Genomic DNA, 18,890 nt, shown 5'->3' on the forward strand with positions numbered 1-18,890 from the left:
AGCAGGTGTCCGGGGTCCTTTCGAGGGACTCCGGGCGCTTTTCTTTGCGCCCGTGGGCGTCCCCCGCCCCCCGGGGTCCGGCGCGACCGCTCCTTGACCAGCGGGCCGTCCCCCGCAAGTCTCCGCCCGCCCCATGCTTTCCGTCCACAACCTCCGCGTCGAATACGGCGCCCGTGTCCTCTTCTCGGACCTCACCTTCTCCATCATGCCGAAGGAGCGCATCGCCTTCGCCGGCCACAACGGCGCCGGCAAGTCGACGCTCATGAAGTCGATCGCCGGCATCATCGAGACCTCCGGCGGCAAGGTCGTGGTCCCCAAGGGCACCCGCGTCGGCTACCTGCCACAGGAGGGCATCCACGTGAAGGGCATCAGCCTGTGGGACGAAACCATGCGCGCTTTCGGCGAGTCGATCGCGCTCCAGGAAAAGATCGACCGGCTCTCCGCCGAACTCGAGACCCTCGACCCGCGGTCGTCGCCCTACGGCGACCTGCTCGAGGAGATCGGCGAACTCGAGCTCCAGCTGGACGACACCGATCCCGCCCGCATGAAGCCCAAGGTCGAGTCCGTCCTCCAGGGCCTCGGCTTCAACAAGGACGACTTTGAACGCGACTGCGGCCACTTCTCCGGCGGCTGGCAGATGCGCATCGCCATGGCCAAGCTGTTCCTCCAGGAACCCGAGGTCCTGCTGCTCGACGAGCCGACCAACCACCTCGACATCGGCACCCAGCGCTGGGTGGAGCAATACCTCGTCAACTACCCCGGCGCCATCCTCCTCATTTCCCACGACCGCGCCCTGCTCGACACCCTCTGCACCCGCACCCTCGCCTTCCATCACGGCCGCTGCGAGGAATACGCCGGCAACTATTCCTACTACGAGACCGAGTCCGTCCTGCGGCGCGAGATCCAGCTCAAGCAGTACACCGCGCAACAGCGCGAGATCGCCGACATCCAGCGCTTCATCGACCGCTTCCGCGCGTCGGCCAACAAGGCCACCCTAGTCCAGTCGCGGATCAAGATGCTGGAGAAGATCGAGCGCATCCCGGCCCCGGAAGCGGCCGACGCGGTGATGAGTTTCAAGTTCCCGCCGCCGCCGAACAGCGGCAACCTCGTCGCCAAGCTGGAGAAGGTCGGCAAGTCCTATGGCGACCTCACGGTGTTCAAGAACTTCGACTTCGAGATCAACCGCGGCGAGCGGATGGCCATCGTCGGCCCGAACGGCGCCGGCAAGTCGACCTTCTGCCGCATCATCACCGGCCAGGAAGCCCCCGACCAGGGCGAGCACAGCTTCGGCCTGAAGGTCGCGACGTCGTTCTTCTCGCAGAATCACGCCGATGAACTCGACCCGACCAAGACGGTGCTGGAAACCGTCGAGGAGGTCGCCTCGCGCGATTCCGCCCCGCATTGCCGGAACCTGTTAGGCTGCTTCCTGTTCCGCGGCGACGACGTGTTCAAGAAGGTCGGCGTGTTGTCCGGAGGCGAGCGCTCCCGCGTCGCGCTGGTCCGCATGCTGGTCGCGCCGGCGAACTTCCTGATCCTCGACGAACCGACCAACCACCTCGACATGCAGTCGCAGGAAGTGCTGCGCCGGGCGCTGGCTGACTACGCCGGCACCGTGTTGATCGTTTCCCACAACCGCGACTTCCTCGACCCGGTGGTGCACAAGACCCTCGAGTTCCGCCCCGGCGAGGACCCGCGCCTTTTCGAAGGCAACATCACCTACTACCTCGAGAAGACCGCCGACGACAAGATGGGCAACACCCTGTCGTCGCGGGCCGGTGCCGCCGCAGCAGCGGCCGCCGCCGCATCCGCCGGGACCAAGCCCGCCACCCTGAGCCGCAAGGACCAGAAACGCATCGAAGCTGAACAACGCAAGCTGCGCACCCAGGTTCTCAAGCCGCTCGAGGACGACCTGGCCGAACTGGAAAAGACCATCGCCAACTTCGAGGCGGCCCAGGCCAAGGCCAGCGACGACCTCTCCAAGCCCGACGTGGTCGCCTCACCCGCCAAGTTCCGCCTCGTCACCAACACCGTCGAGCAGATCACGCAGAAGCTCGAAACCGCGATCACCCGCTGGGAATCGCTCACCGAGGAGATCGAACAGGTGAAGGCGAAGCTGCTCTGACCCGGCGCCCCGGTCCGGGGCTATGGAAACAGGTAGGTTCACAGGACGGCGACGCCGGGTATGGTGCGGTCTTCACGCCCGCGGCCATCGCGGGACCATCCCGACCGCTTCCCGTGCCCATGCCATCCATCGCCTCCGGTTCCCTGTTCCGCCGGTTTCTCCCTGCCGCGCTTTCCTCCCTGCTCGGCCTGCTCACCGCCGACGGCGCCCTCGAGGTCGACCAGCTGCGCTGCGAGTACCTGACCGATCCCCGCGGCATCGACGAGACCAGCCCGCGCCTTTCGTGGATCGTCAAGTCGCTCGAGCGGGGCGAAAACCAGAGCGCTTGGCAGGTGCTGGTTGCGGCCACCCCGGAAGAACTGGCCGCCGGCCAGGGAACGCTCTGGGACAGCGGCAAGGTCGCCGGCGACGCCACCAGCCAGATTGTCTATGCCGGCACCGCCCTGTCCTCGCGCGACGTCTGCCACTGGAAGGTCCGCTCCTGGAACCAGGACGACATGCCGTCGGAATGGAGTGCTCCGGCCTCCTGGAGCATGGGCCTGCTCGAGGCATCCGACTGGACGGCGAAATGGATCGACGGCCAGCGATCCGTGCCGGCGTCCAGCGGTGCGGAAGCGCCGCTGTTGATCAGCGCCAGCTACCGCGCGGTCGATGGCAGCGCCTCGGCCGATGTGCTCGGCTTGCTGACCGAGCTCGCCGCGGAGGGCAACCACGCCCTGCCCGTGACCAACGAAACCTTCGGCGGGGACCCCGCTTACAACAAGTTGAAGGAGCTGCGGGTGGAGTATCAGCTTGGCGGACAAACCCTGGTGAAGACCTTCGCCGAGGACGCCCTGGTCGTCTTCCCCGCCGACCTTCAAGCGGCTCCCGAGCCGGTCATCACCGGCGCACGCTACGAGTCGGTCGCAGGCGGCGGATTCCGCGACGTCACCGGTGTTCTCGCGGGACTCGATCAGGGCGAGCCCTACTCGGTGGTCGTCAACAACACCAACTTCGGCCCCGATCCGGCGGTCAACCAGGTGAAGCGCCTGCGGGTCGAATATGAAGTGAACGGCGTCAGCGGCGTCGCCTTCACCGCCGAACAGGCGACCTTCCATTTCCCCGCCGACTTGCCCGAACTGTTGCCAGTGACCCTGACGGCCGCCACCTACGGGGCGATCGACGGCAGCGGGGCCAACGACGTGCTCGCCAATCTCAACGCCCGGGCCACGGCGGGAGCTTTCACGATGGTCGCCAGCAATGGCAACCTCGGCGGAGACCCAACCCCGAACAAGGTCAAGCGCCTGAGGATCGAGTATGAACTCAACGGACGGGCCCTCGTGAAATACGTCGACGAGAATGCAACGCTGCGTTTCCCCGGCGACCTGAAGTCCCCGACCAACGTGCCTTACCTGCGCAAGGGATTCGCCGTTACCAAGCCGGTCGCCCGTGCCACCGTCTACGCCACCGCCCTCGGGCTTTACGAACTCTCCCTCAACGGCCAACGGGTCGGCGACCACACCCTCGCCCCCGAGTGGACCGACTACGGCTCGCGGCTCCGCTATCAGGCCTACGACGTGACGGGAGCTCTCGCCGACGGTGAAAACGTGCTCGGCGCCCAGCTCGCCCACGGCTGGTACTCCGGCCACATCGGCAACGGCGGCTACCAGTACTGGGGCGTCAGCCCGGCACTGCTGGCCCAGCTCGAAATCACCTACCAGGACGGCACGACGCAAACCGTGGTCAGCGACGGCTCGTGGAAATCCGGGGAAAGCCCGACCCTCTACACCGACTTCATGTTCGGCGAGGAATACGATGCCCGGCGCGAGGTTCCCGGTTGGAACGAGCCGGGCTTCGATGATTCCGGATGGGCCTCGGTGCTGCTGCGGCCCGAACCCGAGCATCGCCTCGTCGGCCAGGTGATGGAGCCATCCCGCGAGGTGATGCAACTCACGCCGGTGTCCCTCACCGAACCCGCCCCGGGCAAGTGGACCTACGATCTCGGCCAGAACATGGTCGGCGTCCTGCGGATCAAGGTCACGGCCGCAGCGGGCACCCGCGTCACCCTCCGCCACGGCGAGCGTCTCAACACCGACGGCACCCTCTACACCGCCAACCTCCGCGGCGCGCCATCGATCGACACCTACATCTGCAAGGGCGGCGGGGAAGAAACCTGGCAGCCGAAGTTCACGTTCCACGGCTTCCAGTATTTCGAAATCACCGGCCTCGCGGCAGCCCCGCCTGTCGGTGACGTCAGCGGGATCGTGATCGCTTCCGACACCCCGCGCACCGGAGAACTCACCACCTCCGACGGCGTCATCAACCGCCTGCAGTCGAACATCGAGTGGGGCCAGCGCGGCAACTACCTCAGCGTCCCCACCGATTGCCCGCAGCGCGACGAGCGCCTCGGCTGGATGGGCGACGCGCAGGTCTTCGTCCGCACCGCCACCTACAACGCCGACGTCGCCGCCTTTTTCACCAAGTGGATGACCGACGTCCGGGACAGCCAACTCGCCAGCGGTGCTTTCGCCGACGTTGCGCCCTTCGCCGGCCCCTCGACCGGCACCCCGGCCTGGGGCGATGCCGGGGTGATCTGCCCGTGGACGATCTACCAGGCCTATGGTGACACGCGGATCCTCGAAGAGTGCTACGACTCGATGGTCGCTTGGGTCGAATGGTGCCGGTCGAACACCACCAACTCGATCCGCGACCGCGCCCGCGGCAGCGACTACGGCGACTGGCTTTCCATCAATGCCGACACCGACAAGGAGCTGCTCGGCACCGCCTACTACGCCTACTCGACCAAGCTGCTGGCCAACACGGCGGAGATCCTGGGAAAAACCGCCGACGCCGCGACCTACGGCAACCTCTTCGAAACGATCCGTTCGGCCTTCGCCGCGAAGTATGTGAATCCCACCACCGGGGCCATGACCGGCGGCACCCAGTGCGCCTACCTGCTCGGCCTGAAGTTCGATCTGATACCCGCCAATCTCCGCGAGGCGGCCGTCCAGCATCTGGTCGATGACATCGTCGCGAGGGGCAACCACCTGTCCACCGGCTTCGTCGGCGTCGGCTACCTGTTGCCCGTCCTCACCGAAGCCGGCAGGACCGACGTGGCCTATCAGTTGCTCCATCAGGACACCTTCCCGTCGTGGCTCTTCTCGATCAAACACGGTGCCACCACGATCTGGGAGCGATGGGACGGCTGGACGCCGGAAGCCGGTTTCCAGTCGACCATCATGAACTCCTTCAACCACTACTCCCTCGGTTCCTGCGGCGAGTGGTTGTATTCGACGGTCGCCGGCATCGACCTCGATCCCGAGGGCCCCGGCTACAAGAAGATCATCATCCGCCCGCGCCCCGGCGGCAATCTCGACAGCGCCCGCGGCAGCTTGAAGTCGATCCACGGGCTCATCACGTCCTCGTGGCGCACCCACGACGGTGGATTCTCCCTCGAGACCACCATCCCCGCCAACACCTCGGCGACCGTTTACGTGCCCGCCACCGCGGAGTCCGAGGTGATGGAGTCCGGCCAAGCCGCATCCACGGCGGACTCCGTGACCTTCCTCCGCATGGAAGACGGCGCGGCGGTTTTCCACGTTGAATCCGGACGCTACCACTTCACCACCGGCACCACCCCGGCCCCCGGCGACGACACCGTGATGCGCGATCCGCTGGCGCCGGTGAAGATCCGCATCGCCACCCTCCTCGGCAATGACGGCGACGGCCCCTTCGAACTGTTTTCCGTCGGGCCGCTCAGCGTCCAGGGTGGCAGTGTCGAAATCATCGACGGCTGGGTCCACTACACCCCCGCCCCCGGGGTCACCGGCCCCGATACCTTCAGCTACGTGATCCGGGACGAGCAGGGAGGTGTGAGCACGCGGACCGTCGAGATCGGGATCATCCCCGAGGATGCCGCCGTCCAGTACACCCTGACCTTCGAGCGGTCGCCCGACGGATCCTGCCGTGTCGTCTTCGCCGGGATCCCGGGCCGCATCTATCAGGTGCAATCGAGCGATCAACTCGAGGGCGGCGCCGGCTGGGTGAACCGCGCCGGCATCCAGGCCGACGAAGACGGGATGTTCGAATTCATCGACACCCCGCCCTTGCCGGCCGCCCGCTTCTACCGGGCGACCTTCCCCTGAGTCTCCGCTCAATCGGTGCCGCCAGCCGGCCCGGTCTTGTTCAGGTCCAACCGCCGCACCGGCACCTTTGCGAGGATCATCCGCTCGCCCCAGATGCGATCGACCGAAGCCACCGGCGCGATCGCATCGGGCTGAGGCTCCAACACCAGCGTCACCTCGCTCACCCCGGGATCCAAGCGATCGAGGTCGACGCGCATCTCGGTTCCACTCGTCGTGACCCGCCGCCCGACCGGGTCCGGAGCAATCCAGAAGGTGCCGCACGGAAACTCCTGCTTTCCCGCTTTCATCGTCACCTCGAAGCTCACCGGGACCTTCAAGTCGCCCGGCTCGAACGGGATCACCAGCGAAACGCCATTGCCATCCGGCTGCACCACGACGTCGCCGACGCTGAGACCGCCCTCGAGGGCGGGGTTCAAGCCCGGCTCACGGGTCATCGCCACAACCTGCTGGTCCGGACCGAAAACGAGGAACTCGCGGCTCACCTTCTCGACCCAGCTCTCCTGCGCACGCGGCCAGTCGGCGGGCGCCGCGTTCCTCGGCAAGCCTTTCACATCGGTCTCCTTCACCAGCGACCGGCGCGCCGACACTTCCATGACGTGCGTCCCGGTGCCGAGTGCCGGCAGCCGCACATTCAACACGAAGCTCGCGCTGTCCCATTCCGCCGGTTTGCTGGCTTCCACCGCAATCCCGTCGACGGTCACCTCCAGCAACTCGTTCATCATAACCAGCCCGAGCAAGGACTCCGCCCAAGGGTAACCCCACTTTCCGGACACGGTCAGGCTCCTTCCCTTCTCCCGCACCCGGGGCAATTCATTGAGCACGACCTTGCCCTCCACCACCTTCACCAGCCCGGCAGCCGACTCGTCCGCCACCAACCCTTCCTGCTGGAGTTTCTCCAGCAGGCCCTGCATCCAGGTCAACGGCTGCTCCCGCCCGTCCGGATCCTGCTCCCGGAGCCGGCTCGCCAGGCCATCGAAGATCTGCCCGGCCTCCGCGGTCGTGATGCGACGGCGCTCAAGTTCCTGCCAGGCCCACGGTTCCTCCGGCGCCGCCAGACCCGCGGAGATCACGCGCGCCGTGTTGGCCGACCTCAGCGCGGGCGGCGACAACGCCAGCTCCCCCGGCGCGCCCCACCGAGCCTTCGCCAGCCCCTTGCCCGCACCCGACATCACAAAGAACAAGGCCGCGACCCCGGCGACCGTCGCCAGTCCGCGGGCAAGGCTCGTCCGGAACGAAAACACGGCGACGACCAGCGACAGGATCGCCAGCGGCAAGATCAGGGCAACCGCGATGGCCGGGACCGGAGGAAGGAACCCCACGATGCCGAGCAGTATCAGGAACAAGATCCCGGCGCCCCGCCGCCACGAAGTCCCGCGAGCCCGTCCGGGCTTCCCGTCGATGACCGTCTCGACCATCGTCCGGAACTCCCCGATCGTCTGGTAGCGGCGTTCCGGTTCCTTCTCCAAGGCCCGCATCACCATTTCGTCGATCCTCACATCCAGTTGCACCTTCCGCGACGGCGCGACCAGTTCCTTTGACGGCCGTTCCCCGGTGAGCATCTCGTACAGGACCACGCCCAAGGCGTAGATATCCACGCGCTCATCCGTCTCACCCGCCACCTGCTCGGGGGCCATGTACGGCGGGGTGCCGGACCGGTCGCCACTCGCCCCGGCCAGCGCGGCGATCCCGAAGTCCGCGATCTTCACCTGCCCGCTGCGATCCAACAAAAGGTTCTCCGGCTTGATGTCGCGATGAACCACCTGCTTGGCGTGGGCATACTGCAGTGCCTCGCAGATCGGCGGCACGATCGCCAGCGCTTGTGCCGGTGCAATCTTTCCCTCCCGCAAAAGGTCCCGGAGGTTCACCCCGTCGACATACTCCATCACGAGGTAGTAGAGCCCGCCGGTTTCGCCGAAATCGTGCACCGTGACGATGTTGGGGTGGCTCATCCGGGCGAGGGTCTTGGCCTCGCGCTCGAAGCGCTCCGCGAAGCCGGGTTCGCCCTGCCACTCTCCGGCCAGCACCTTGATCGCCACCAGCCGGTCGAGGGCTTTCTGGCGCGCCTTGTAGACCACACCCATGCCGCCGCGCCCGAGACACTCCAGCACCTCGAACTGCGGAAAGCGCTCGGCGAGGTCCTCCGGCGCGGGGACCGCTTGCAAGGGCGGATCATCCCCGCCCGTCCGCGAGGCGAACGCCTGCGCCATCAGGCAGGTGGGACAAAAGCGTTGCTTGCCCTGCTCCGGCAGCGTGCGTCCGCACTGCGGACATTCCGATGATTGGTTGCTTTTCATTGCATCGCGCCCTTACCCGGAGCCCGGCGGGCATTACGAAAAATCTTCGGCCAAGGCGGAAAACAGCACCCGCATCTCTTCGTCCACCATCTCGCGGTTCTCCAGCGTCCGCGCAATCTCGTCGCGGACCCGCTGCCGGTAGCGCTTCCTCAGCCGGTGCACGGCCACCCGTGCCGCGTTCTCCGTCATCCCGAAACGCGCGCACATTTCGGCATACGGCAGCTGCTCGCCGCTCATCGCCAGATACGGTTCCCACGCCCCGAAGTCCTCTTCGTCCTCCGCCATGTCACGCAGCACCTTGGCGAGCAAGGCCTGCGCCCACTCCCGGTCGAAGGCCCGGTCCGGACTGCGGCCGTCCTCCACCTCGAGCCCGAGGCCGCTCTCGGCGTCTTTCCAATCGATCGACAGGCGGTCGGCGAATCCACCCCGCTTCTGCCGGTGCTCCCGCCGCCATTCGTTGGCCATGTAGTTCGCCATCGCTCCCAGCATGAATGCCCGGAAGCGCCCGCGGTCCTGATCGACCAGCCGCAGCCCGTTGCCGGCGAGCAGGTGGGCAAAGAAGCCCTGCACCAGATCCTCCGCATCCTCCGGCTTGTGGCCGCGCCGCCGCGCATATCGGTACAACGGTTGCCAGTAGGTCGAGAAGATCGACTCCAGCGCGGTGGCACTGACGGTGTCGTCGCCGCCCCGGACGGCCTGGCCGACCAGGGTCCAGCGGGTGGTCGCGAAAAACGTCGGGTTCGGATCGGAAGGGTCCATCGGATTCATCCACCTTACCAGAATCGCCGCCCCGCATTACAAAGCAATTGCGTCCGTCCGCTGACCGGCCGCCGGCGGCTCCCGCAGCCAGCACTCCATGATGAAATTCGTCAATTCCACCCCGCGGATGTTGACGAGGTTCTCGCGCAGCACCGTGAAACCGTGGCGCTTGAAGAAGGGCAGCGCGGTGATGGAAACCTCCGCATGGAGCCGATCGACGCCGAGCCCACCGGCCTCCGCCTTGACCGCTTCCATCAGCGCCGACATCACCCCTTTTCCGGCATAAACCGGATCGACGAAGGTACAGTCGATGTGGCCGTCGGGATCCAGTTCCATGAACCCCGCGACGCGTCCCTCCACCTCATTCACGAGCGGCCGCTTGCGCTCGCAACGCTCCCGCCATCCATCGGGATTGGTGCCCCGACCCGACCACGCCTCGCATTGCTCCCGCGTGTAGTCGGCGCACGCCAGTTCGTGGATCGCCGAACGGTAGATCCGCGCGATCGCCGCCTCATCCCCCGGCTGATAACGCCGGATCGTTCCGGCGAAGGGGCTTCCCGCCCGGTCCGGGGTCATGAACTCCATGAGACCAGACTAACAGATCCATGCCGGCCGCGCCGCCCGAATCTCCGCCATCATTCCACCGGCACCGTCGGATTGGCCGCGTGGTCCGATTCCTCGCGCGGCCGGGCCTCGGTGACCTTGAGCTTGCGGCCGTGGAGAAGGTGCCCGTCCAGCGCCTCGATCGCCGCCTGCATGGCTTCGGCGCCGTCCATGGTCACACTGGCGCAGCGGCTGTCCGCGGGCATGTGCAAGGCGGTCACCTTGCCGTGCCGCGAAAAAAGTTCCTCCAGCTCCTGACGTCGTGCCTGGACCGACAAATTGCAGACGTAGATCTTCATGGGATTCAAGATTCGTGGTTCATGTCGACCCTCCCCGACCCCCGAACCTGTGCCAGCCCGCCTTGTTGTCAACCTCGCCCGGCACCTCAGGTTGTCACACAACCTTCAAGGATCGCCTTGCCGCATCCGTGCATCCTGCCATCGTCCGGCACGCCATGGCCTACCTCGACGACGAATCCTTCCTTCTCCATTCGCCGACCTCCCGCCGCCTCTACCACGAAGTGGCCAAGGACGCGCCGATCTTCGACTACCACTGCCATCTCTCGCCCAAGGAGATCGCGACCAATCACCGTTGGGAGAACCTGGCCGACCTGTGGTTGGGAGGCGACCACTACAAATGGCGCCTGCTCCGCGCCAACGGGGTGGACGAGGAACTCATCACCGGCGCCGCCTCCCCGCGCGAAAAATTCCAGGCTTGGGCGGAAACCGTGCCTTACACCCTGCGCAACCCGATCCACCACTGGACGCACCTCGAGCTGCGCCGCTACTTCGGCATCGACACCCTGCTGGGCCCCGACACCGCCGACCGCATCTGGGAAACCGCCAACGCCCGGTTGGCCGAAGAGGATTTCTGCGTGCACGGCATCTTGAAAAAGTTCCGGGTGGAGATGGTCGGCACCACCGACGACCCGGCCGATCCCCTCACCCATCACCAGGCCATCGCCGCCAGCGACCTCGGCACCCGCGTGCTGCCGACTTTCCGCCCCGACAAGGCCTTCGCGGTGGATCAACCCAAGGCATTCAACGCCTGGATCGAGAAGCTCGAGGAGATCACCGACACCAGCATCAACCACGTGTCGGACCTCCTCCACGCCCTGCAGAAGCGGCACGATGACTTCCATGCCGCCGGGTGCCGACTTTCCGACCACGGGCTCGACCGCTGCCCCGCCCTCGCCTGCGACGACGCCGACGCCTCGATCATCTTCGACAAGGCACGCCGAGGACTCCCGGTGGACGCCGAGGAGAAGGAAAAGTTCTGCTTTTTTCTGATGATCTTTTTCGGCCAGCAGGATGCCGCGAAGGGCTGGACCAAGCAGCTGCACCTCGGGCCTTTCCGCAACGTCAACCCGCGGATGTCCGCCCTGCTCGGCCCCGACAGCGGCTTCGACACCATCGGCGACGAACGCCAGGGCGCAGCCCTCGTCACCTACCTGGGTGCCCTCGCCGAGCGCGGCGCCCTGCCCCAGGTCATCCTCTATAACATCAACCCACGGGATAATTACCTGTTCGCCGCCATGACCGGGGCCTTCCAGGACGGCTCGGTTCCCGGCAAGATCCAGTTCGGTTCCGGCTGGTGGTTCCTCGACCAGAAGCACGGCATGGAGCTCCAGCTGGACGCGCTGTCGTCCACCGGCCTGTTGTCACGCTTCGTCGGCATGCTGACCGACTCGCGATCGTTCCTCTCGTTCCCCCGCCACGAGTACTTCCGCCGCATTCTCTGCAATCTGATCGGCAGCGAGGCGGACCGGGGCGAACTGCCCGATGACTTCGACGCCTTGTCGAAACTGGTGGCCGACGTCTGTAGCGGCAACGCCAGCCGCTACTTCGGTTTCTGAAATCCACGACCGGCCGCACGGGCATAAAAAAGTGCGCCTCCGAACCATCCCGTTGAGGATCGCCCGGAGACGCACCAACCCGTTGTATTTCCCGGAGATTATTCTTCTTCGACGCGGATCATTAACTTCGTGCCTTCCGTGAATCCCACGGTCGCCGAGGTTTCGCCCGACGCTGCGGTGCCCGAAATGCCGGCGCCGAGTTCGGTGGTCCAATCAAGCCCGTCGGTCGAGGCCGTGATCCTGTAGCTCTTGAGCTCGTTGGATCCCCAGGTGACCTGCAGCATGTCGGTGCCGAAATCGAAGGAGAAATCCTTGATCGCGAATGCACCCGGGGAAACCGGTGCCGCGGGAGGAGGTCCTTCGGTGAGGAACCAGCTGGTGATGTCGTGGGCTTCGAACTGGCCGCCGCTGCGGGCCGAGAACCCGACGTAACCGGTGCCCGATCCGTCGACCGCACCGAGGGCGGCGAGATCCACGTCAAGGCTGTCGATGACCAACGCGTTGTTGAAGTAGACATCGAGGTCGTTCGGAACCCCCGGCTGGTAATCGATGCGGATCACGTAGGGGGCGGTGTCACCGCTGTTCATGCTCATGTCCGTCGGATCATTGCCCGGAAGCGGAACTACGTTGGGGAAGGTGTTGAGGTCGGCCTCGGCCAACACCAGGCCTCCGGCCCGCACCTGCACCACCGCGGCACTGAGATCACCCTCGTTGAGGTAGCTGTCGAACTTGACGTTGAGCGCATTGCTGGCGAGTCCGTCCTCCGAAGCTCCGGCCGGAACCCGGGTCGTCGCATCGGGGTTGTTCTGGAGGATGAAGGCCATGCCGTCGGCACCGTTGGTCCCCGCGTCAAGGCTGATGAACTGGGTGCCGAAGGTCGTGCTGAAGCCAGCGGAGGCGTCGATCCGCTTGCGAAACCATGCGGTGCCCCGCTGGCTGCCGACATCGTCATTCAAGCGCAGGCGGTTCGCATTTGCCGGGGCCGGAAAGGTGGCAAAGGCATTCAGCACGGTGGCACTGTTGATCAGCGCGAGTTCCTCGCCCGCGGCATCGAAATCCGCGTACGCGATCGTCGTGACCGACGGATTGATCACATCAATATCCAATGTTGCCGTCGTGACGGTACCCCCTGCCGAAGTCGCTGTGAGCACGGCGGTCGTATCCGCCGCCACGGCGAACGATTGGCTGCCGGAAAGCCCCACAGGCACCGGACCGCTACCGACGTCGATGGTTGCGTTCGCTGCTGCCACGGTGTCCCAGGTCAACAAGATCGGCTCGCCCGCGATCAGTTTCGGCGCGTCTGCCAGAAGGTTGGCGAAGGGCTTGATCGAATCGCCCGGAAGCGGCGTGTCGGCGGCGACCGTCTGCCGCAGAAGCGGCAACGGGTAGTCGAAAGCCGTCACGTTCTCGATCATCGTCCAGTTCGTCTTGTCATCGCTACCCTCGATGATCCAACGCAGGGGATCACGTGCAGGGGAATCGTTTGCGGTCGCGATGTAGTAGCCGTCATAGCCGGCCAGCGCGTCCGCATCGCTGAAGGTATAGATGAAACCGGTCTTGGTGAAATTGAGCCACTTGGTCCCGAGATTGTCGTCGTTCAGCTTGTCCGGCCCCTCGGCGCCGGGACTGCTGGGATTAGTGGTCCCCGGAATCAATGGGATGATATTCTCGGTCGCTTCCGGCAGCAACGGGGTGAGTCCGTTCAGGAAGCGGAACTCGGAGATCTGCACGCTATTCGCGGCCGCGTTGTCCCTTAGCAAGGTCGGTGTGAAGCGGACGTACTTGTAATGCGAGAGTCCACCCGCGACCGTCCGCACGATCACGTTGCGGTCATTGCTTCCGTCCCCGTTCGTGGCCGTGAGTGTGTAGGTGGTGTCCGCATTGTCCGGTGGGCTGACCGTGGCGAAATCGATGGCACCGAGACCGGAGCCACCGCCAGGCGCGAGACTCGCCGTCGTCGTGCCACCGGGGCCGATGATCCAGTCGAGATCCACGCTGGACCCATTGATGGCGATGTAGGCCGGACGGCTCGTGCTGCTTTCCATGAACCTCGCGAATGCCGCGGCTGGCAGCGTGAGCTGGGTCGTGAAGGTCTTGCGGCCGTCTGGCGTTGCGAACCGCCGCACGCCGTCGATCAGTGTCCATGGATCGGTGTCGAGATCGCGTCCTTCCAGCGTCCAGGAAACAGGATCGCGCCGCGTGTCATCGTTCGCGGTGGCGAAGTCGTAGCCATCGACTGCGACGGGAGCGCCGAAATCAAACACCGCAGCGGCAAGTCCGCCATTGAACCACTTCGTATCGACATTGCCGTCCGCCAGGTTACCCGGGTTCTCACCCGCCTGCCCGGTCGGGATACCGTTCACGGTAACCCCGGCCATCGAGACCGGCGATCCGCCGTTGTAGAAGCGGAACTCAGAGAGCTGCTGCTGGTTGGTGATGCCGCCTTTCAGTTCGGTCGGAGCGAAGCGGTAATAGCGGTAGGTTCTAACTGTCGCGGAAGCGGTGGCGATCATGCCGAGCGCCGCGGCGGTCACGAGCAAGGAACAACGTGGCACGCCGCAATGAAAACGGCCACCATCGGTGGGTTGGTTCATAGGTTTTGGGTTTGGGGTTTTGGTATGGATTTTTTGGCTCTCGGCGCCTTGGAACGCCGGAACCTGGAAACGAAAGCAAGTTGCCCAACTGACGCGTCCGACTCTGAACGCCCCATTTCGAAAAGAGGTTTAGTACGACCTTGAAGAATCGTTCAGATCGCGCTCGCGCTCCCCTCTACCCGCGGTCCTTCCGTTTTGGGGCTTGGCAGAATGCCCCACCTGGGAGGAGCTTCACCGCGTGTCGCCGGCCCGTTTCCTCTCCCTGAATCCGACTTCCCTGAAGATCTGCGGGGTCGTCCGCGCCCCGGACGCCGGGCAATTGGCCGCACTCGGTGTCGATGCGCTCGGCGCCAATTTCTGGCCGCGTTCGAAGCGCTATCTGCCCCCGGAGGACGCCGGTTTCTTGCACGAACTCAAAGGCCGCATCCTACGGGTTGGCGTCTTCGTGAATGCCGCGGAAGAGCTGCCGCTGCGTCTGTTCGAAGACGAGCTGATCGATCTGGTCCAGCTTCACGGCGACGAGACTCCGGACGACGCCGGCTATTTGCGCGACGCGGGAATTCCCTTCATCAAGGCTCTGGGGGTCCGGGACGCCGGCGACTTGCACAAGGCCCACGATTTCGGTGCGAGCGCAATCCTGCTCGATGCCCATGCCCCGGGAGTCTACGGCGGCACCGGGCACACGATCGACTGGGACCTCGCCCGCAGCTTCGTCGAGGCGAATCCAAATCTTCCCGTGATCCTCGCGGGAGGCATCGTCGCCGGAAATGCCGCGGCGGCGATTGCCGCCGTCAAACCCGCCGCCATCGATATCGCGTCGGGCGCGGAGTCCAGTCCCGGAGTCAAGGACTTCGAAAAGATTGCTTCGCTGCTCGCCGCTTGCCGGGCATAGCCCCCATACCGCAATCTTCTTGCATCTGCGATCCTTCTGCGCGAAGGATCTCCCGGCGATGCGCGGATCCCCATTACTTCGAACCCTGAGCGTCCTGACGGTCTTGCTGCTGGCCGCATTTGGGCTGAGCCGGCTGACCACCGGAACCGACCGGCCCGTTGTCTCCAGCGTCGAGATCCCCGTGGAAACGCCGAGCGCCGAACGGAAGATTGCCTACGAACTGAGCCTCTCCACCACCGCCACTGAGGTCACCCTCGACATCGGCGGATCTGAAGTCACCGCGTCCAACACGGCGGAAACCCTCTCCGGCAGTCTCGCCGTGGAAGATCCCCGGCCGCTCGTGAGCCTGCGCATCGCATGGGCCGGCGAGACACCCGGCCACCGATTCGCGAAACTCCGCATCGAGGAACCGGGAAAGGAAACCCGCGAGCATGTCTTTTCGTCCGCCGGCGACATCGACGACATCTGGGAACCCGAACCATGAGCGACGAACATCACGACTGCTGCGCCCACCACGGCCACCACCACGAACTGGTGATCGACTCGCTGCGGGTTTGTTACCGCAACACGGTCGCCCTCGACGACGTGTCGTTCGCCACTTCCTGCGGCAACCGGGTGGCCTTGGTCGGCCCGAACGGTGCCGGCAAAAGCACCTTGCTCAAGGCGATCGCCGGGCTGGTTCCCCGCAATGGCGGCAGCATCCGCTGGCGCGGCACCGCCGTGAAACGCTGGTCGCGTGAGTTCGCCTATCTCCCGCAGCGGGAAGAGGTGGACTGGTCATTCCCGATCACCGTCCAGGGCCTCGTCGAAATGGGACGCTACCCCCAGACCGGCTGGTGGGGACGCTTCAGCACCCGGGACGCCACCGCTGTCGAAGCCGCCCTTGCCGACCTCGATCTCCTCGACCTGCGGCACCGCCAGATCCGCGAGTTGTCCGGCGGCCAGCAACAACGGGCCTTCCTCGCGCGCGCCTTGGCCCAGGAAGCCCATGTCCTCTTGCTCGACGAACCCTTCACCGGCCTCGACCGCAACGCCTCGCGCCAACTCGGCGACCTGCTCGAGAAGCTCGCCCGCGAGGGGCGTCTGATCGTCGCCTCCCACCACGACCTCGAAAGCGCCCCCCGCCTCTTCGACGAGGCCCTGCTCTTGAAGTCGAGGTCCCACGGCTTCGGGGCGGCGTCCGAGATCCTCTCGGAGCGCAACCTCGCCCGCATTTTCGGGCAAGTTCAAGACGCCGATGAACGTCCGGCGCCCCGCGCCATCGCGACGCCCCTTTGATCAACCACCGTGGAACTGCTCATCCATCCCTTCTACCAGCGCGCGCTCGCCGCCGCCCTGATCATCGGCTTCTCGAACGGCTTCTTCAGCGGTTTCGTGGTCTTGCGCCGCAATGCCCTTTCGGTGAGCGCGCTCTCCCACACCATGCTGCCGGGCATCGCCGCCGGCATCCTCGTCACCGGCATGCTGACCCAGGCAAGCGCCTTCGTCGGAGCGCTCTTCGCCGCCCTGATGGTCGGCCTGGGATCGGTGGCGGTCGCGCGCGGAAACCGCATTGCCCAGGGAACCGCCCTGGCGGTGATCTACACCACGGCCTTCGCCGCGGGGGTGGCGATCCTGCCGCGGCTCGACACCCGCCAGGAACTCGAGCACTGGTTGTTCGGCGACATCATGGCGGTGGGCAACGCCGACCTGTGGATCGCCTTCGGCATCGGCTCCCTGACGCTCCTGGTGGCGAACCTGCTGATGCGCCCGCTGCTGGTCACGATGTTCGAGCCGAATGTCGCCGCCGCCCAGGGCGTCCCGGTACGATTCATCCAGTATTTGCTGTTCGCCCTGCTGGTGCTGTCGCTGGTGGCCTCGCTGCAAGCGGTCGGTTGCGTCCTTTCGGTCGGCATGCTGGTGGCGCCCGGCGCCACCATCTCGCTGCTCACCGACAAGACCCCGGCGCTGTTCTGGGGCGGCGGCCTGCTCGGCGCGGCCGGAGCGGTCGGCGGGGTCCTGCTTTCCGCCACCCTCGGGCTCGCCCCGGGGCCGGTGATCGTGATGCTGCTCGGCAGCCTGTTCCTGGCCGCGTGGATCTTCAGCCCGCGCTATGGCCTGATTGCGGGTTGGAAGAAGTGAAAATCTAGGCCCGTCACGGCATTTCACGCCACCTCCCGGCGTCGCAAATCTACTTCCAGCCAATTCCCTGATTGGTTCATTTGGAATGAATGAAGGGTGACAAAGTTGGATTGAGCCGCCACTCGGGGTGAAAACATACACAATTCCATGATGGACTCGCGGACCCTCGCCCACTATTGCAGGGATTCCGATGGCCTACTTCACAGACATTCCCAAGATCGTTTACGAAGGTTCGAAATCCAAGAATCCACTCGCGTTCAAGCACTACAATCCCGACGAGATCATCGAGGGCAAGACGATGCGTGAACACATGCGCTTCGGTGCCGCCTACTGGCACGTGATGCGCAATGCCCTGTCCGATCCCTTCGGCGGCGGCACCGCTGTGATGCCTTGGGACGACTACTCCGACTCCGTCGACAACGCGAAGAAGCGCGCCGACGTGTTCTTCGAGTTCCTCGAAAAGATCGACATCGACTACTACTGCTTCCACGACCGCGACATCGCGCCCGAGCTGGACGACTTCAGCAAGTCCACCGCCGCCCTCAACGAGGTGGTCGCCCACCTCGGACAGCTCCAGCAATCGAGCGGAAAGAAGCTGCTCTGGGGCACCGCCTGCCTGTTCTCCCATCCCCGCTACTCGCAAGGCGCCGGCACCTCGCCGGACGCCGCGGTGTTCGCCTACGGGGCGGCACAGGTGAAGGCAGCCATGGACGCCACCCATGCCCTCGGCGGCCTCGGCTACACTTTCTGGGGGGGCCGCGAAGGCTACGCCACGCTGCTGAATACCGACATGAAGCGCGAGCTCGATCACCTCGCGGCACTGCTCCACATGGCGGTCGATTACGCGAAAAAGATCGGCTACACCGGCCAGTTCTACATCGAACCCAAACCGCGCGAACCCTCCACCCACCAGTACGACTCGGACTCCGCGGCCTGCCTGAACTTCCTCCGCGAATACGGCCTGCTCGAGCACTTCAAACTCAACCTCGAGACCAACCACGCGACGCTCGCGGGTCACACCATGCAGCACGAGATCTCGGTGGCAATGGGCGCCAATGCCCTGGGATCGATCGACGCCAACCAGGGCGATACCTTGCTCGGCTGGGACACCGACCAGTTCCCGAGCGACATCTACGGCACCACCCAGGTGATGCTGAAGGTGCTGGAAATGGGAGGCTTCACCACCGGCGGTCTCAATTTCGACGCCAAGCGCCGCCGCGAGTCGCACGAACCGATCGACCTGTTCTACGCCCACATCGGCGGCATGGACGCGTTCGCACGCGGCCTCAAGGTCGCCGCCGCGATCCGCGAGGACGGCCGGATCGCCGACTTCGTCAAGTCCCGCTACTCGAGCTGGGACGAAGGCATCGGCAAACAGATCGAAGACGGCAAGATGAACTTCGACGACCTCACCGAGTGGGTGAAGAAGAACCCCGAACCGGTGGTTGCTTCCGGTCGCCAGGAACTCATGGAGAACATCCTCAACGAACTTCTGTGACCGATGGCGGGCAAGCGCCCGCCTGACG

13 protein-coding genes are annotated in these 18,890 nt (G+C 65.3%); 8 read left to right on the forward strand and 5 right to left on the reverse strand.

Annotated elements, in window-relative coordinates; all coding sequences use genetic code 11:
* The first annotated feature begins 133 nt into the window (after positions 1 to 133).
* Positions 134 to 2,122, forward strand: a complete 1,989-nt coding sequence (locus IG178_RS05555; protein WP_193211533.1) for an ABC-F family ATP-binding cassette domain-containing protein — start codon at positions 134 to 136, stop codon at positions 2,120 to 2,122.
* 119 nt (positions 2,123 to 2,241) lie between these two features.
* Positions 2,242 to 6,246, forward strand: coding sequence for a family 78 glycoside hydrolase catalytic domain (locus tag IG178_RS05560; RefSeq protein ID WP_193211534.1), 4,005 nt, complete (start codon positions 2,242 to 2,244; stop codon positions 6,244 to 6,246).
* 8 nt (positions 6,247 to 6,254) lie between these two features.
* On the opposite strand, the gene IG178_RS25380 is transcribed toward IG178_RS05560, so the two are convergent.
* From IG178_RS25380 to IG178_RS05580, 4 genes are all read right to left on the reverse strand, one after another.
* Positions 6,255 to 8,453: a serine/threonine-protein kinase gene (locus IG178_RS25380; RefSeq protein WP_226894921.1), complete on the reverse strand. Its 2,199-nt coding sequence runs from the start codon at positions 8,451 to 8,453 to the stop codon at positions 6,255 to 6,257.
* A gap of 120 nt (positions 8,454 to 8,573) precedes the next feature.
* Positions 8,574 to 9,299: an RNA polymerase sigma factor gene (locus IG178_RS05570; protein WP_193211535.1), complete on the reverse strand. Its 726-nt coding sequence runs from the start codon at positions 9,297 to 9,299 to the stop codon at positions 8,574 to 8,576.
* 36 nt (positions 9,300 to 9,335) lie between these two features.
* A complete protein-coding gene (locus tag IG178_RS05575; protein WP_193211536.1) occupies positions 9,336 to 9,884 on the reverse strand; it encodes a GNAT family N-acetyltransferase in 549 nt (182 codons plus the stop codon).
* Positions 9,885 to 9,934: 50 nt separating this feature from the next.
* Complete coding sequence (locus IG178_RS05580) at positions 9,935 to 10,201, reverse strand: RNA recognition motif domain-containing protein (RefSeq protein ID WP_193211537.1); 267 nt, start codon at positions 10,199 to 10,201, stop codon at positions 9,935 to 9,937.
* Between the two features lie 155 nt (positions 10,202 to 10,356).
* Here IG178_RS05580 and uxaC point away from each other — a divergent pair, with 155 nt between their 5' ends.
* Positions 10,357 to 11,757: a glucuronate isomerase gene (gene uxaC / locus IG178_RS05585; protein ID WP_193211591.1), complete on the forward strand. Its 1,401-nt coding sequence runs from the start codon at positions 10,357 to 10,359 to the stop codon at positions 11,755 to 11,757.
* A 98-nt stretch (positions 11,758 to 11,855) separates the two neighbouring features.
* Here the strand turns inward: uxaC and IG178_RS05590 are convergent, their stop codons facing one another.
* Positions 11,856 to 14,351 carry an L-type lectin-domain containing protein gene (locus tag IG178_RS05590; protein WP_226894923.1) on the reverse strand — a complete coding sequence of 832 codons (2,496 nt, stop codon included), beginning with the start codon at positions 14,349 to 14,351 and terminating at the stop codon, positions 11,856 to 11,858.
* 238 nt (positions 14,352 to 14,589) lie between these two features.
* Between IG178_RS05590 and IG178_RS05595 the strand changes: the two genes are divergently transcribed.
* From IG178_RS05595 to xylA, 5 genes are all read left to right on the forward strand, one after another.
* Positions 14,590 to 15,243 carry a phosphoribosylanthranilate isomerase gene (locus IG178_RS05595; protein ID WP_193211539.1) on the forward strand — a complete coding sequence of 218 codons (654 nt, stop codon included), beginning with the start codon at positions 14,590 to 14,592 and terminating at the stop codon, positions 15,241 to 15,243.
* A 58-nt stretch (positions 15,244 to 15,301) separates the two neighbouring features.
* Positions 15,302 to 15,727: a hypothetical protein gene (locus tag IG178_RS05600; RefSeq protein WP_193211540.1), complete on the forward strand. Its 426-nt coding sequence runs from the start codon at positions 15,302 to 15,304 to the stop codon at positions 15,725 to 15,727.
* Entirely contained in the window at positions 15,724 to 16,521 is a 798-nt protein-coding gene (locus IG178_RS05605; protein ID WP_193211541.1) for a metal ABC transporter ATP-binding protein, read from the forward strand. Before IG178_RS05600 ends, IG178_RS05605 begins: the two co-directional genes overlap by 4 nt.
* A 9-nt stretch (positions 16,522 to 16,530) precedes the next feature.
* Positions 16,531 to 17,364, forward strand: coding sequence for an iron chelate uptake ABC transporter family permease subunit (locus IG178_RS05610; protein ID WP_193211542.1), 834 nt, complete (start codon positions 16,531 to 16,533; stop codon positions 17,362 to 17,364).
* A gap of 190 nt (positions 17,365 to 17,554) precedes the next feature.
* A complete protein-coding gene (gene xylA / locus IG178_RS05615) occupies positions 17,555 to 18,862 on the forward strand; it encodes a xylose isomerase (RefSeq protein WP_193211543.1) in 1,308 nt (435 codons plus the stop codon).
* Positions 18,863 to 18,890 lie beyond the last annotated feature (28 nt).

The organism is Neoluteolibacter marinus, from assembly GCF_014904755.1.
GTDB lineage: Bacteria > Verrucomicrobiota > Verrucomicrobiia > Verrucomicrobiales > Akkermansiaceae > Haloferula > Haloferula marina.

Coding starts and splice junctions, on each gene's coding strand:
- IG178_RS05570 (WP_193211535.1), bottom strand. CDS start 9,299: ATGGACCCTTCCGATCCGAACCCGACGTTTTTCGCGACCACCCGCTGG.
- uxaC (WP_193211591.1), top strand. CDS start 10,357: ATGGCCTACCTCGACGACGAATCCTTCCTTCTCCATTCGCCGACCTCC.
- IG178_RS05600 (WP_193211540.1), top strand. CDS start 15,302: ATGCGCGGATCCCCATTACTTCGAACCCTGAGCGTCCTGACGGTCTTG.
- IG178_RS05560 (WP_193211534.1), top strand. CDS start 2,242: ATGCCATCCATCGCCTCCGGTTCCCTGTTCCGCCGGTTTCTCCCTGCC.
- IG178_RS05575 (WP_193211536.1), bottom strand. CDS start 9,884: ATGGAGTTCATGACCCCGGACCGGGCGGGAAGCCCCTTCGCCGGAACG.
- IG178_RS05605 (WP_193211541.1), top strand. CDS start 15,724: ATGAGCGACGAACATCACGACTGCTGCGCCCACCACGGCCACCACCAC.
- IG178_RS25380 (WP_226894921.1), bottom strand. CDS start 8,453: ATGGCGCAGGCGTTCGCCTCGCGGACGGGCGGGGATGATCCGCCCTTG.
- IG178_RS05555 (WP_193211533.1), top strand. CDS start 134: ATGCTTTCCGTCCACAACCTCCGCGTCGAATACGGCGCCCGTGTCCTC.
- IG178_RS05590 (WP_226894923.1), bottom strand. CDS start 14,351: ATGAACCAACCCACCGATGGTGGCCGTTTTCATTGCGGCGTGCCACGT.
- xylA (WP_193211543.1), top strand. CDS start 17,555: ATGGCCTACTTCACAGACATTCCCAAGATCGTTTACGAAGGTTCGAAA.
- IG178_RS05580 (WP_193211537.1), bottom strand. CDS start 10,201: ATGAAGATCTACGTCTGCAATTTGTCGGTCCAGGCACGACGTCAGGAG.